This is a genomic window from Escherichia sp. MOD1-EC6300, assembly GCF_002965045.1.
GTDB lineage: Bacteria > Pseudomonadota > Gammaproteobacteria > Enterobacterales > Enterobacteriaceae > Escherichia > Escherichia coli_F.
Genome location: NZ_PTRH01000003.1, coordinates 364,219 through 379,095 on the forward strand (window position 1 = coordinate 364,219; position 14,877 = coordinate 379,095).

Sequence of the window (14,877 nt, forward strand, 5' to 3'; positions counted from 1 at the left end):
CCGGGTGTGAACCGATGGCCTCGTGTCTAGTCGCGTCGCCAACCTCACGGTTATCGTCAGCTCAAAGAGGCGCAGAGTGTCGGTTGCCCGTTTTTCATGCGGAAAAACAGCGCAATTATCAAAGAAACAGACTGGGTATTACTCTCCAGAAATATTTCCATCTACCGGTAAGGACTGCAACCCGCAGCCCGCTAACTGCCTGAAAGATCAATACGTCTTACGCCATTGCTGCGTGGATGATCGGTCGGGCAAAATGGGTTATTCCGTAAAATTTCTTGTTTTAACAAGGATGGACACGGAAACGTTCTCATTATTCCACTGCAAGCCTTGTTATAGCAAGATGACTTTTACCATTTATCACCCGCTTACTCACAGTTTTTTCACTTCTTAATGGTGATTGGTTTAATAACCATCAATAAAGTGATGACGTAGTGGAGTAATAAGGTGCAAAACTAAATATAAGCATAGAAAAATGAGTGGCGCGAATCCTGTTGGCTAATTAGAATCGCCCACCATGAAAACAGAGACTCCATCCGTAAAAATTGTTGCTATCACCGCGGACGAAGCGGGGCAACGTATCGACAACTTTTTGCGTACCCAATTGAAAGGCGTACCTAAAAGTATGATTTACCGTATTTTGCGTAAAGGCGAAGTGCGGGTGAACAAAAAACGTATTAAGCCTGAATATAAACTCGAAGCAGGTGATGAGGTGCGTATTCCACCGGTTCGCGTTGCTGAACGTGAAGAGGAGGCGGTTTCGCCACATCTGCAAAAGGTGGCGGCGCTGGCGGACGTCATCTTATATGAAGATGAGCATATCCTGGTGCTGAATAAACCTTCCGGTACGGCAGTACATGGCGGCAGTGGTTTAAGCTTCGGCGTTATCGAAGGTTTACGGGCGTTGCGCCCGGAAGCGCGGTTCCTTGAACTGGTACATCGTCTCGACCGGGACACTTCCGGTGTGTTGCTGGTAGCGAAAAAACGCTCGGCGTTGCGTTCTCTGCATGAGCAATTACGTGAAAAAGGGATGCAAAAAGATTACCTGGCGCTGGTGCGCGGTCAGTGGCAGTCGCATGTGAAGAGCGTACAAGCGCCGTTGCTGAAAAATATTCTGCAAAGTGGCGAACGTATCGTGCGTGTGAGTCAGGAAGGTAAACCGTCGGAAACACGCTTTAAAGTGGAAGAACGCTATGCATTTGCCACCCTGGTGCGTTGTAGCCCGGTAACTGGGCGTACTCATCAGATCCGTGTGCATACACAGTATGCGGGTCATCCGATTGCCTTTGACGATCGCTACGGTGACCGTGAATTTGATAGACAGCTCACTGAAGCAGGCACGGGATTAAATCGTCTGTTCCTGCACGCCGCAGCGTTGAAGTTTACCCATCCGGGAACCGGTGAGGTGATGCGTATCGAAGCGCCGATGGATGAAGGTTTGAAGCGTTGTTTGCAAAAGCTGCGTAACGCGCGCTAATACAAGCATATAAACCTGATAATGGGCGGTTGGCCTGATAAGGCGTTTACGCCGCATCAGGCCGCCAGCACCGATTGCCGGATGCGACATACCTGCATCCGGCGTAAAAAACTATCCCATCAGCGGATTTTTCCCTTCCCGACGTAACATCTGACACAGCGCGATTAGCGGTAAACCAACCAGCGTGTTATGGTCACGCCCTTCTAAACGCTCAAACAGCGTAATGCCAAATCCTTCACTCTTAAAGCTACCCGCGCAGTGCAGGGGATGCTCCTTACGCACGTAATTATCAATCTCCGCCTCGCTCAGGTGACGGAAATGGACGTCAAAAGGCTCCACTTCTGTTTGCAGATGCCCATTCGCCGAATTAAACAACGCCAGTCCAGTATAGAAGGTGACGATATTGCCGCTGGCTTTGCGTAATTGCAGACGGGCATTTTCTTCCGTTAACGGTTTACCGGTGATTTCGCCATCAAGAACACATACCTGGTCTGAACCAATAATTAAATGATCCGGATAACGTGACGCCAGAGATTGCGCTTTTTCTTGTGCCAGTCGAAGCACCAACTGTCGCGGTGATTCGTCGCTGCGTGGGGTTTCGTCGACCTCGGGTGCTGCACATTCAAAAGAGATTTGCAGTTTTTCCAGAAGAGCGCGACGCCAGGGCGAGGTGGAGGCTAAAATAAGTTTAGGCATATTTTTTTCCATCAGATATAGCGTATTGATGATAGCCATTTTAAACTATGCGCTTCGTTTTGCAGGTTGATGTTCGTTATCAGCACTGAACGAAAATAAAGCAGTAACCCGCAATGTGTGCGAATTATTGGCAAAAGGCAACCACAGGCTGCCTTTTTCTTTGACTCTATGACGTTACAAAGTTAATATGCGCGCCCTATGCAAAAGGTAAAATTACCCCTGACTCTCGATCCGGTTCGTACGGCTCAAAAACGCCTTGATTACCAGGGTATCTATACCCCTGATCAGGTTGAGCGCGTCGCCGAATCCGTAGTCAGTGTGGACAGTGATGTGGAATGCTCCATGTCGTTCGCTATCGATAACCAACGTCTCGCAGTGTTAAACGGCGATGCGAAGGTGACGGTAACGCTCGAGTGTCAGCGTTGCGGGAAGCCGTTTACTCATCAGGTCTACACAACGTATTGTTTTAGTCCTGTGCGTTCAGACGAACAGGCTGAAGCACTGCCGGAAGCGTATGAACCGATTGAGGTTAACGAATTCGGTGAAATCGATCTGCTTGCAATGGTTGAAGATGAAATCATCCTCGCCTTGCCGGTAGTTCCGGTGCATGATTCTGAACACTGTGAAGTGTCCGAAGCGGACATGGTCTTTGGTGAACTGCCTGAAGAAGCGCAAAAGCCAAACCCATTTGCCGTATTAGCCAGCTTAAAGCGTAAGTAATTGGTGCTCCCCGTTGGATCGGGGATAAACCGTAATTGAGGAGTAAGGTCCATGGCCGTACAACAGAATAAACCAACCCGTTCCAAACGTGGCATGCGTCGTTCCCATGACGCGCTGACCGCAGTCACCAGCCTGTCCGTAGACAAAACTTCTGGTGAAAAACACCTGCGTCACCACATCACTGCCGACGGTTACTACCGCGGCCGCAAGGTCATCGCTAAGTAATCACGCGTCTGCGTGATGAAGCTTAGTGAGGATTTTCCCCAGGCAACTGGGGAAAGACCAAACCGGGCGGCGACGATACCTTGACACGTCTAACCCTGGCGTTAGATGTCATGGGAGGGGATTTTGGCCCTTCCGTGACAGTGCCTGCAGCATTGCAGGCACTGAATTCTAATTCGCAACTCACTCTTCTTTTAGTCGGCAATCCCGACGCCATCACGCCATTACTTGCTAAAGCTGACTTTGAACAACGTTCGCGTCTGCAGATTATTCCTGCGCAGTCAGTTATCGCCAGTGATGCCCGGCCTTCGCAAGCTATCCGCGCCAGTCGTGGGAGTTCAATGCGCGTGGCCCTGGAGCTGGTGAAAGAAGGTCGAGCGCAAGCCTGTGTCAGTGCCGGTAATACCGGGGCGCTGATGGGGCTGGCAAAATTATTACTCAAGCCCCTGGAGGGGATTGAGCGTCCGGCGCTGGTGACGGTATTACCGCATCAGCAAAAGGGCAAAACGGTGGTCCTCGATTTAGGGGCCAACGTCGATTGTGACAGTACAATGTTGGTGCAATTTGCCATTATGGGCTCAGTTCTGGCTGAAGAGGTGGTGGAAATTCCCAATCCTCGCGTGGCGTTGCTCAATATTGGTGAAGAAGAAGTAAAGGGTCTCGACAGTATTCGGGATGCCTCAGCAGTGCTTAAAACAATCCCTTCTATCAATTATATCGGCTATCTTGAAGCCAATGAGTTGTTAACTGGCAAGACAGATGTGCTGGTTTGTGACGGCTTTACAGGAAATGTCACATTAAAGACGATGGAAGGTGTTGTCAGGATGTTCCTTTCTCTGCTGAAATCTCAGGGTGAAGGGAAAAAACGGTCGTGGTGGCTACTGTTATTAAAGCGTTGGCTACAAAAGAGCCTGACGAGGCGATTCAGTCACCTCAACCCCGACCAGTATAACGGCGCCTGTCTGTTAGGATTGCGCGGCACGGTGATAAAAAGTCATGGTGCAGCCAATCAGCGAGCTTTTGCGGTCGCGATTGAACAGGCAGTGCAGGCGGTGCAGCGACAAGTTCCTCAGCGAATTGCCGCTCGCCTGGAATCTGTATACCCAGCTGGTTTTGAGCTGCTGGACGGTGGCAAAAGCGGAACTCTGCGGTAGCAGGACGCTGCCAGCGAACTCGCAGTTTGCAAGTGACGGTATATAACCGAAAAGTGACTGAGCGTACATGTATACGAAGATTATTGGTACTGGCAGCTATCTGCCCGAACAAGTGCGGACAAACGCCGATTTGGAAAAAATGGTGGATACCTCTGACGAGTGGATTGTCACTCGTACCGGCATCCGCGAACGCCACATTGCTGCACCAAACGAAACCGTTTCAACCATGGGCTTTGAAGCGGCGACACGCGCAATTGAGATGGCGGGCATTGATAAAGACCAGATTGGCCTGATCGTTGTGGCAACGACTTCTGCTACGCACGCTTTCCCGAGCGCAGCATGTCAGATTCAAAGCATGTTGGGTATTAAAGGTTGCCCGGCATTTGACGTTGCAGCAGCTTGCGCAGGTTTCACCTATGCATTAAGCGTAGCCGATCAATACGTGAAATCTGGGGCGGTGAAGTATGCTCTGGTCGTCGGTTCCGATGTACTGGCGCGCACCTGCGATCCAACAGATCGCGGGACTATTATTATTTTTGGCGATGGCGCGGGCGCTGCGGTGTTGGCTGCCTCTGAAGAGCCGGGAATCATCTCTACCCATCTGCACGCCGATGGTAGCTATGGTGAATTGCTGACGCTGCCTAATGCTGACCGTGTGAATCCAGAGAATTCAATTCATCTGACGATGGCGGGCAACGAAGTCTTCAAGGTTGCGGTAACGGAACTGGCGCACATCGTTGATGAGACGCTGGTGGCGAATAATCTTGACCGTTCTCAACTGGACTGGCTGGTGCCGCATCAGGCTAACCTGCGTATTATCAGTGCAACGGCGAAAAAACTCGGCATGTCGATGGACAATGTCGTGGTGACGCTGGATCGCCACGGTAATACCTCTGCGGCCTCTGTCCCGTGCGCGCTGGATGAAGCTGTACGTGATGGGCGTATTAAGCCGGGGCAGTTGGTTCTGCTTGAAGCCTTTGGCGGTGGATTCACCTGGGGTTCCGCGCTGGTTCGTTTCTAGGATAAGGATTAAAAGATGACGCAATTTGCATTTGTGTTCCCTGGACAGGGTTCTCAAACCGTTGGAATGCTGGCTGATATGGCGGCGAGCTATCCCATTGTCGAAGAAACGTTTGCTGAAGCTTCTGCGGCGCTGGGTTATGACCTGTGGGCGCTGACTCAGCAGGGGCCAGCCGAAGAACTTAATAAAACCTGGCAAACTCAGCCAGCGCTGTTGACTGCATCAGTTGCGCTGTACCGCGTATGGCAGCAGCAGGGCGGTAAAGCACCAGCGATGATGGCCGGTCACAGCCTCGGGGAATACTCTGCGCTGGTTTGCGCTGGTGTGATTGATTTCGCTGATGCGGTGCGTCTGGTTGAGATGCGCGGCAAGTTCATGCAAGAAGCCGTACCGGAAGGAACGGGCGCTATGGCGGCAATCATCGGTCTGGATGATGCGTCTATTGCGAAAGCGTGTGAAGAAGCTGCAGAAGGTCAGGTGGTTTCTCCGGTAAACTTCAACTCTCCAGGCCAGGTGGTAATTGCGGGACATAAAGAAGCCGTTGAGCGTGCTGGAGCTGCCTGTAAAGCTGCAGGCGCAAAACGCGCGCTGCCGTTGCCAGTGAGCGTACCGTCTCACTGTGCGCTGATGAAACCGGCAGCCGACAAACTGGCAGTAGAATTAGCGAAAATCACCTTTAACGCACCAACAGTTCCTGTTGTGAATAACGTTGATGTGAAATGCGAAACCAATGGTGATGCCATCCGTGACGCACTGGTACGTCAGTTGTATAACCCGGTTCAGTGGACGAAGTCTGTTGAATACATGGCAGCGCAAGGCGTAGAACATCTCTATGAAGTCGGCCCGGGCAAAGTGCTTACTGGCCTGACGAAACGCATTGTCGACACCCTGACCGCCTCGGCGCTGAACGAACCTTCAGCGATGGCAGCGGCGCTCGAGCTTTAAAAGAGGAAAATCATGAATTTTGAAGGAAAAATCGCACTGGTAACCGGTGCAAGCCGCGGAATTGGCCGCGCAATTGCTGAAACGCTCGCAGCCCGTGGCGCGAAAGTTATCGGCACTGCGACCAGTGAAAATGGCGCTCAGGCGATCAGTGATTATTTAGGTGCCAACGGCAAAGGTCTGATGTTGAATGTGACCGAACCAGCATCTATCGAATCTGTTCTGGAAAAAATTCGCGCAGAATTTGGTGAAGTGGATATCCTGGTCAATAATGCCGGTATCACTCGTGATAACCTGTTAATGCGAATGAAAGATGAAGAGTGGAACGATATTATCGAAACCAACCTTTCATCTGTTTTCCGTCTGTCAAAAGCGGTAATGCGCGCTATGATGAAAAAGCGTCATGGTCGCATTATCACTATCGGTTCTGTGGTTGGTACCATGGGAAATGGCGGTCAGGCCAACTACGCTGCGGCGAAAGCGGGCTTGATCGGCTTCAGTAAATCACTGGCGCGCGAAGTTGCGTCACGCGGTATTACTGTAAACGTTGTTGCTCCGGGCTTTATTGAAACGGACATGACACGTGCGCTGAGCGATGACCAGCGTGCGGGTATCCTGGCGCAGGTTCCTGCGGGTCGCCTCGGCGGTGCACAGGAAATCGCCAACGCGGTTGCATTCCTGGCATCCGACGAAGCAGCTTACATCACGGGTGAAACTTTGCATGTGAACGGCGGGATGTACATGGTCTGACCGCGATTTGCACAAAATGCTCATGTTGCGCGCAGTCTGCGTGGTTATGAGTAATAATTAGTGCAAAATGATTTGCGTTATTGGGGGGTAAGGCCTCAAAATAACGTAAAATCGTGGTAAGACCTGCCGGGATTTAGTTGCAAATTTTTCAACATTTTATACACTACGAAAACCATCGCGAAAGCGAGTTTTGATAGGAAATTTAAGAGTATGAGCACTATCGAAGAACGCGTTAAGAAAATTATCGGCGAACAGCTGGGCGTTAAGCAGGAAGAAGTTACCAACAATGCTTCTTTCGTTGAAGACCTGGGCGCGGATTCTCTTGACACCGTTGAGCTGGTAATGGCTCTGGAAGAAGAGTTTGATACTGAGATTCCGGACGAAGAAGCTGAGAAAATCACCACCGTTCAGGCTGCCATTGATTACATCAACGGCCACCAGGCGTAAGTGAACATCTCCAGGCGGTCGTTCGACCGCCTGAGTTTTATCTTTTGTCCCACTAGAATCATTTTTTCCCTCCCTGGAGGACAAACGTGTCTAAGCGTCGTGTAGTTGTGACCGGACTGGGCATGTTGTCTCCTGTCGGCAATACCGTAGAGTCTACCTGGAAAGCTCTGCTTGCCGGTCAGAGTGGCATCAGCCTAATCGACCATTTCGATACTAGCGCCTATGCAACGAAATTTGCTGGCTTAGTAAAGGATTTTAACTGTGAGGACATTATCTCGCGCAAAGAACAGCGCAAGATGGATGCCTTCATTCAATATGGAATTGTCGCTGGCGTTCAGGCCATGCAGGATTCTGGCCTTGAAATAACGGAAGAGAACGCAACCCGTATTGGTGCCGCAATTGGCTCCGGGATTGGCGGCCTCGGACTGATTGAAGAAAACCACACATCTCTGATGAATGGTGGCCCACGTAAGATCAGCCCATTCTTCGTTCCGTCAACGATTGTGAACATGGTGGCAGGTCATCTGACTATCATGTATGGCCTGCGTGGCCCAAGCATCTCTATCGCGACCGCCTGTACTTCTGGCGTGCACAACATCGGTCATGCTGCGCGTATTATCGCGTATGGCGATGCTGACGTGATGGTTGCAGGTGGCGCAGAGAAAGCCAGTACGCCGCTGGGCGTTGGTGGTTTTGGCGCGGCACGTGCATTATCTACCCGCAATGATAACCCGCAAGCGGCGAGCCGCCCGTGGGATAAAGAGCGCGATGGTTTCGTACTGGGCGATGGTGCCGGTATGCTGGTACTGGAAGAGTACGAACACGCGAAAAAACGCGGGGCGAAAATTTACGCTGAACTCGTTGGCTTTGGTATGAGCAGCGATGCTTACCATATGACGTCACCACCAGAAAACGGCGCAGGCGCAGCTCTGGCAATGGCAAATGCTCTGCGTGATGCAGGCATTGAAGCGAGTCAGATTGGCTACGTTAACGCGCACGGTACTTCTACACCGGCTGGCGATAAAGCTGAAGCGCAGGCTGTTAAAAGCATCTTCGGTGAAGCTGCCAGCCGTGTGTTGGTGAGCTCCACGAAATCTATGACCGGTCACCTGTTAGGTGCGGCGGGTGCAGTAGAGTCTATCTACTCCATCCTGGCACTGCGCGATCAGGCTGTTCCGCCAACCATCAACCTGGATAATCCGGATGAAGGTTGCGATCTGGATTTCGTACCGCACGAAGCGCGTCAGGTTAGCGGAATGGAATACACGCTGTGTAACTCCTTCGGCTTCGGTGGTACTAATGGTTCTTTGATCTTTAAAAAGATCTAAGTTGTCATTTCCCACCCTTATAAAAGGTCCGCTTGCGGGCCTTTTTTCTTAGCTTTTATTCCGACTTGTTCCGTAGTGAACATGCTGCCACACTAACAATTCTCTGGTAAGGAGTTGGTATGTTCTTAATTAACGGTCATAAGCAGGAATCGCTGGCAGTAAGCGATCGAGCAACGCAGTTTGGTGATGGTTGTTTTACCACCGCCAGAGTTATCGACGGTGAAGTCAGTTTGTTATCGGCACATATCCAGCGACTACAGGATGCTTGTCAGCGGTTGATGATTTCCTGTGACTTCTGGCCTCAGCTTGAACAAGAGATGAAAACGCTGGCAGCAGAACAGCAGAATGGTGTGCTGAAGGTCGTGATCAGTCGCGGTAGTGGCGGGCGAGGGTACAGCACATTGAACAGCGGACCGGCAACGCGGATTCTCTCCGTTACGGCTTATCCTGCACATTACGATCGTTTGCGTAACGAGGGGATGATGTTGGCGCTAAGCCCGGTGCGGCTGGGGCGCAATCCTCATCTTGCAGGTATTAAACATCTTAATCGGCTTGAACAAGTATTGATTCGCTCTCATCTTGAGCAGACAAATGCCGATGAGGCGTTGGTCCTTGACAGCGAAGGGTGGGTTACGGAATGCTGTGCGGCTAATTTGTTCTGGCGGAAGGGCAATGTAGTTTATACGCCGCGACTGGAGCAGGCAGGTGTTAACGGCATTATGCGACAATTCTGTATCCGTTTACTGGCACAATCCTCTTATCAGCTTGTCGAAGTGCAAGCCACTCTGGAAGAGGCGTTGCAGGCAGATGAGATGGTTATTTGTAATGCGTTAATGCCAGTGATGCCCGTACGTGCCTGTGGCGATGTCTCCTTTTCGTCAGCAACGTTATATGAATATTTAGCCCCACTTTGTGAGCGCCCGAATTAGTCATGAAAAAAGTGTTATTGATTATCTTGTTATTGCTGGTGGTACTGGGTATCGCCGCTGGTGTGGGCGTCTGGAAGGTTCGCCATCTTGCCGACAGCAAATTGCTTATCAAAGAAGAGACGATATTTACCCTGAAGCCAGGGACCGGACGTCTGGCGCTCGGTGAACAGCTTTACGCCGATAAGATCATCAATCGCCCACGGGTTTTTCAATGGCTGCTGCGTATCGAACCGGATCTTTCTCACTTTAAAGCCGGGACTTACCGCTTTACACCGCAGATGACCGTACGTGAGATGCTGAAATTGCTGGAAAGCGGTAAAGAAGCACAGTTCCCTCTGCGACTGGTAGAAGGGATGCGTTTGAGCGATTACCTCAAGCAATTGCGTGAGGCCCCGTATATCAAACACACGCTGAGCGACGATAAGTACGCCACCGTAGCGCAGGCACTTGAACTGGAAAACCCGGAGTGGATTGAAGGTTGGTTCTGGCCAGACACCTGGATGTATACCGCCAATACCACCGATGTCGCGTTACTCAAGCGAGCGCACAAGAAAATGGTGAAAGCGGTCGATAGCGCCTGGGAAGGGCGTGCGGACGGTCTGCCTTATAAAGATAAAAACCAGTTGGTGACGATGGCATCAATTATCGAAAAAGAAACCGCCGTTTCCAGCGAACGCGATCAGGTTGCCTCGGTATTTATCAACCGTTTACGCATTGGTATGCGCCTGCAGACCGACCCGACCGTGATTTACGGGATGGGAGAGCGTTATAATGGCAAACTTTCTCGTGCAGACCTGGAAACGCCGACAGCGTATAACACCTATACCATTACCGGTTTGCCGCCAGGTGCGATAGCGACGCCGGGGGCGGATTCGCTGAAGGCTGCTGCGCATCCGGCAAAAACGCCGTATCTCTATTTTGTGGCCGATGGTAAAGGTGGTCACACGTTTAATACCAATCTTGCCAGTCATAACAAGTCTGTGCAGGATTATCTGAAAGTGCTTAAGGAAAAAAATGCGCAGTAAGTATATCGTCATTGAGGGGCTGGAAGGCGCAGGCAAAACTACCGCGCGTAACGTGGTGGTTGAGACGCTCGAGCAACTGGGTATCCGCGACATGGTTTTCACTCGGGAACCTGGCGGTACGCAACTTGCCGAAAAGTTAAGAAGCCTGGTGCTGGATATCAAATCGGTAGGCGATGAAGTCATTACCGATAAAGCCGAAGTTCTGATGTTTTATGCCGCGCGCGTTCAACTGGTAGAAACGGTCATCAAACCTGCGCTGGCTAACGGCACTTGGGTTATTGGCGACCGCCACGATCTCTCTACTCAAGCGTATCAGGGGGGCGGACGTGGTATTGACCAACATATGTTGGCAACGCTGCGTGATGCTGTTCTCGGGGATTTTCGCCCCGACTTAACGCTCTATCTCGATGTTACCCCGGAAGTTGGCTTAAAACGCGCGCGTGCGCGCGGCGAGCTGGATCGTATTGAGCAAGAGTCTTTCGATTTCTTTAATCGCACCCGCGCCCGCTATCTGGAACTGGCAGCACAAGATAAAAGCATTCATACCATTGATGCCACCCAGCCGCTGGAGTCCGTGATGGATGCAATCCGCACTACCGTGACCAATTGGGTTAAGGAGCAGAACGCATGAGATGGTATCCATGGTTACGACCTGATTTCGAAAAACTGGTAGCCAGCTATCAGGCCGGAAGAGGTCACCATGCGCTACTCATTCAGGCGTTACCGGGTATGGGCGAGGATGCTTTAATCTACGCCCTGAGCCGTTATTTACTCTGCCAACAACCGCAGGGCCACAAAAGTTGCGGTCACTGTCGTGGATGTCAGTTGATGCAGGCTGGCACGCATCCCGATTATTACACCCTGGCTCCCGAAAAAGGGAAAAATGCGCTGGGCATTGATGCGGTACGTGAAGTTACCGAAAAGCTGAATGAGCACGCACGCTTAGGCGGTGCAAAAGTTGTCTGGGTAACCGATGCTGCCTTACTGACCGACGCTGCGGCTAACGCATTGCTGAAAACGCTTGAAGAGCCGCCAGCAGAAACCTGGTTTTTCCTTGCTACCCGCGAGCCTGAACGTTTACTGGCAACATTACGTAGTCGTTGTCGGTTACATTACCTTGCGCCGCCGCCGGAACAGTACGCCGTGACTTGGCTTTCACGCGAAGTGACAATGTCACAGGATACATTACTTGCCGCATTGCGCTTAAGCGCCGGTTCGCCTGGTGCGGCACTGGCGTTGTTTCAGGGAGATATCTGGCAGGCTCGTGAAACATTGTGTCAGGCGCTGGCATATAGCGTGCAATCGGGCGACTGGTATTCGCTGCTAGCGGCCCTTAATCATGAACAAGCTCCGGCGCGTTTACACTGGCTGGCAACGTTGCTGATGGATGCGCTAAAACGCCATCATGGCGCTGCGCAGGTTACCAATGTTGATGTGCCGGGCCTGGTCGTCGAACTGGCAAACCATCTTTCTCCCTCGCGTCTACAGGCTATACTGGGGGATGTTTGCCACATTCGTGAACAGTTAATGTCTGTCACAGGTATTAACCGCGAGCTTCTCATCACCGATCTTTTACTGCGTATTGAGCATTACCTGCAACCGGGCGTTGTGCTACCGGTTCCTCATCTTTAAGAGAAACATCATGTTTTTAGTCGACTCACACTGCCATCTCGATGGTCTGGATTATGAATCTTTGCATAAGGACGTGGATGACGTTCTGGCGAAAGCCGCCGCACGCGATGTGAAATTTTGTCTGGCAGTCGCCACAACATTACCGGGTTATTTACACATGCGGGATCTGGTAGGCGAACGTGACAACGTCGTATTTTCTTGTGGCGTGCATCCACTCAACCAGAATGATCCCTACGATGTAGAAGATTTACGCCGTCTGGCGGCAGAAGAGGGCGTTGTTGCGCTGGGTGAAACCGGGTTGGATTATTATTACACGCCGGAAACTAAAGTACGGCAGCAAGAGTCCTTCATCCATCATATCCAGATTGGTCGTGAACTGAACAAGCCGGTTATCGTCCACACCCGTGACGCCCGCGCCGATACGCTGGCAATTCTGCGCGAAGAAAAAGTGACGGATTGTGGTGGCGTACTACACTGTTTTACAGAGGACAGAGAAACGGCGGGTAAATTACTGGATCTCGGATTTTACATCTCCTTTTCCGGCATTGTGACCTTCCGTAATGCGGAGCAACTGCGCGATGCCGCGCGTTATGTCCCCCTCGATCGGTTACTGGTAGAAACTGACTCACCTTACCTTGCACCGGTTCCGCATCGAGGAAAAGAGAATCAACCTGCGATGGTTCGTGACGTTGCAGAATACATGGCTGTGTTGAAAGGTGTTGCCGTTGAAGAACTGGCGCAGGTAACCACCGATAACTTCGCCCGTCTGTTTCACATCGACGCTTCCCGCCTTCAATCCATCCTTTGAATGAGTTTTTTTAAAGCTCGTAATTAATGGCTAAAACGAGTAAAGTTCACCGCCGAAAATTGGGCGGTGAATAACCACGTTTGAAATATTGTGACATATGTTTTGTCAAAATGTGCAACTTCTCCAATGATCTGAAGTTGAAACGTGATAGCCGTCAAACAAATCGGCACTGAATTATTTTACTCTGTGTAATAAATAAAGGGCGCTTAGATGCCCTGTACACGGCGAGGCTCTCCCCCCTTGCCACGCGTGAGAACGTAAAAAAGCACCCATACTCAGGAGCACTCTCAATTATGTTTAAGAATGCATTTGCTAACCTGCAAAAGGTCGGTAAATCGCTGATGCTGCCGGTATCCGTACTGCCTATCGCAGGTATTCTGCTGGGCGTCGGTTCCGCGAATTTCAGCTGGCTGCCCGCCGTTGTATCGCATGTTATGGCAGAAGCAGGCGGTTCCGTCTTTGCAAACATGCCACTGATTTTTGCGATCGGTGTCGCCCTCGGCTTTACCAATAACGATGGCGTATCCGCGCTGGCCGCAGTTGTTGCCTATGGCATCATGGTTAAAACCATGGCCGTGGTTGCGCCACTGGTACTGCATTTACCTGCTGAAGAAATCGCCTCTAAACACCTGGCGGATACTGGCGTACTCGGGGGGATCATCTCCGGTGCGATCGCAGCGTACATGTTTAACCGTTTCTACCGTATTAAGCTGCCTGAGTATCTTGGCTTCTTTGCCGGTAAACGCTTTGTGCCGATCATTTCAGGCCTGGCTGCCATCTTTACTGGCGTTGTGCTGTCCTTCATTTGGCCGCCTATTGGTTCTGCAATCCAGACCTTCTCTCAGTGGGCTGCTTACCAGAACCCGGTAGTTGCGTTTGGCATTTACGGTTTCATCGAACGTTGCCTGGTACCGTTTGGTCTGCACCACATCTGGAACGTACCTTTCCAGATGCAGATTGGTGAATACACCAACGCTGCAGGTCAGGTTTTCCACGGCGACATTCCGCGTTATATGGCGGGTGACCCGACTGCGGGTAAACTGTCTGGCGGCTTCCTGTTCAAAATGTACGGTCTGCCAGCTGCCGCAATTGCTATCTGGCACTCTGCTAAACCGGAAAACCGCGCGAAAGTGGGCGGTATCATGATCTCCGCGGCGCTGACCTCGTTCCTGACCGGTATCACCGAGCCTATCGAGTTCTCCTTCATGTTCGTTGCGCCGATCCTGTACATCATCCACGCGATTCTGGCAGGCCTGGCATTCCCTATCTGTATTCTTCTGGGGATGCGTGACGGTACGTCGTTCTCGCACGGTCTGATCGACTTCATCGTTCTGTCTGGTAACAGCAGCAAACTGTGGCTGTTCCCGATCGTCGGTATCGGTTATGCAATTGTTTACTACACCATCTTCCGCGTGCTGATTAAAGCACTGGATCTGAAAACGCCGGGTCGTGAAGACGCGACTGATGATGCAAAAGCGACAGGTACCAGCGAAATGGCACCGGCTCTGGTTGCTGCGTTTGGTGGTAAAGAAAACATCACTAACCTCGACGCATGTATTACCCGTCTGCGCGTCAGCGTTGCTGATGTGTCTAAAGTGGATCAGGCTGGCCTGAAGAAACTGGGCGCAGCGGGCGTAGTGGTTGCTGGTTCTGGTGTTCAGGCGATTTTCGGTACTAAATCCGATAACCTGAAAACCGAGATGGATGAGTACATCCGTAACCACTAATC

The 14,877-nt window shown here is 51.3% G+C and carries 16 protein-coding genes; 15 read left to right on the top strand and 1 reads right to left on the bottom strand.

What is annotated here, in order from left to right; all coding sequences use genetic code 11:
- The first annotated feature begins 514 nt into the window (after positions 1–514).
- Positions 515–1,474, top strand: a complete 960-nt coding sequence (gene rluC, locus BGE37_RS06810; RefSeq protein ID WP_000846356.1) for a 23S rRNA pseudouridine(955/2504/2580) synthase RluC — start codon at positions 515–517, stop codon at positions 1,472–1,474.
- 111 nt (positions 1,475–1,585) lie between these two features.
- Here rluC and yceF read toward each other — a convergent pair whose 3' ends face one another.
- Positions 1,586–2,170, bottom strand: a complete 585-nt coding sequence (gene yceF, locus BGE37_RS06815) for a 7-methyl-GTP pyrophosphatase (protein ID WP_105287894.1) — start codon at positions 2,168–2,170, stop codon at positions 1,586–1,588.
- Between the two features lie 198 nt (positions 2,171–2,368).
- Between yceF and yceD the strand changes: the two genes are divergently transcribed.
- The 14 genes from yceD (at position 2,369) to ptsG (ending at position 14,875) form a co-directional block, all read left to right on the top strand.
- Positions 2,369–2,890, top strand: a complete 522-nt coding sequence (gene yceD / locus BGE37_RS06820; RefSeq protein WP_001174481.1) for a 23S rRNA accumulation protein YceD — start codon at positions 2,369–2,371, stop codon at positions 2,888–2,890.
- 51 nt (positions 2,891–2,941) lie between these two features.
- Positions 2,942–3,115 (top strand): 50S ribosomal protein L32, encoded by a 174-nt coding sequence (gene rpmF, locus BGE37_RS06825; protein WP_000290727.1) that lies wholly within the window; start codon positions 2,942–2,944, stop codon positions 3,113–3,115.
- Between the two features lie 80 nt (positions 3,116–3,195).
- A complete protein-coding gene (gene plsX / locus BGE37_RS06830) occupies positions 3,196–4,266 on the top strand; it encodes a phosphate acyltransferase PlsX (protein WP_000197578.1) in 1,071 nt (356 codons plus the stop codon).
- A 67-nt stretch (positions 4,267–4,333) separates the two neighbouring features.
- A complete protein-coding gene (gene fabH / locus BGE37_RS06835) occupies positions 4,334–5,287 on the top strand; it encodes a beta-ketoacyl-ACP synthase III (RefSeq protein WP_105287895.1) in 954 nt (317 codons plus the stop codon).
- Positions 5,288–5,302: 15 nt separating this feature from the next.
- Entirely contained in the window at positions 5,303–6,232 is a 930-nt protein-coding gene (fabD, locus tag BGE37_RS06840; RefSeq protein ID WP_000191372.1) for an ACP S-malonyltransferase, read from the top strand.
- A gap of 12 nt (positions 6,233–6,244) precedes the next feature.
- Positions 6,245–6,979: a 3-oxoacyl-ACP reductase FabG gene (gene fabG / locus BGE37_RS06845; RefSeq protein WP_105287896.1), complete on the top strand. Its 735-nt coding sequence runs from the start codon at positions 6,245–6,247 to the stop codon at positions 6,977–6,979.
- A gap of 210 nt (positions 6,980–7,189) precedes the next feature.
- Positions 7,190–7,426, top strand: coding sequence for an acyl carrier protein (gene acpP, locus BGE37_RS06850; protein WP_000103754.1), 237 nt, complete (start codon positions 7,190–7,192; stop codon positions 7,424–7,426).
- Between the two features lie 86 nt (positions 7,427–7,512).
- Positions 7,513–8,754 carry a beta-ketoacyl-ACP synthase II gene (fabF, locus tag BGE37_RS06855; protein ID WP_000044678.1) on the top strand — a complete coding sequence of 414 codons (1,242 nt, stop codon included), beginning with the start codon at positions 7,513–7,515 and terminating at the stop codon, positions 8,752–8,754.
- Between the two features lie 119 nt (positions 8,755–8,873).
- Positions 8,874–9,683, top strand: a complete 810-nt coding sequence (gene pabC / locus BGE37_RS06860) for an aminodeoxychorismate lyase (protein WP_105277121.1) — start codon at positions 8,874–8,876, stop codon at positions 9,681–9,683.
- Positions 9,684–9,685: 2 nt separating this feature from the next.
- Complete coding sequence (gene yceG, locus BGE37_RS06865; RefSeq protein WP_000756841.1) at positions 9,686–10,708, top strand: cell division protein YceG; 1,023 nt, start codon at positions 9,686–9,688, stop codon at positions 10,706–10,708.
- Positions 10,698–11,339 (top strand): dTMP kinase, encoded by a 642-nt coding sequence (gene tmk / locus BGE37_RS06870; protein WP_105277122.1) that lies wholly within the window; start codon positions 10,698–10,700, stop codon positions 11,337–11,339. The genes yceG and tmk overlap by 11 nt, the downstream gene beginning before the upstream one ends.
- Complete coding sequence (gene holB / locus BGE37_RS06875; RefSeq protein ID WP_105277123.1) at positions 11,336–12,340, top strand: DNA polymerase III subunit delta'; 1,005 nt, start codon at positions 11,336–11,338, stop codon at positions 12,338–12,340. Before tmk ends, holB begins: the two co-directional genes overlap by 4 nt.
- Before the next feature lie 10 nt (positions 12,341–12,350).
- Positions 12,351–13,148 (top strand): metal-dependent hydrolase, encoded by a 798-nt coding sequence (locus tag BGE37_RS06880; protein WP_105287897.1) that lies wholly within the window; start codon positions 12,351–12,353, stop codon positions 13,146–13,148.
- A 293-nt stretch (positions 13,149–13,441) separates the two neighbouring features.
- Positions 13,442–14,875 carry a PTS glucose transporter subunit IIBC gene (gene ptsG, locus BGE37_RS06885; RefSeq protein ID WP_000475716.1) on the top strand — a complete coding sequence of 478 codons (1,434 nt, stop codon included), beginning with the start codon at positions 13,442–13,444 and terminating at the stop codon, positions 14,873–14,875.
- Positions 14,876–14,877 lie beyond the last annotated feature (2 nt).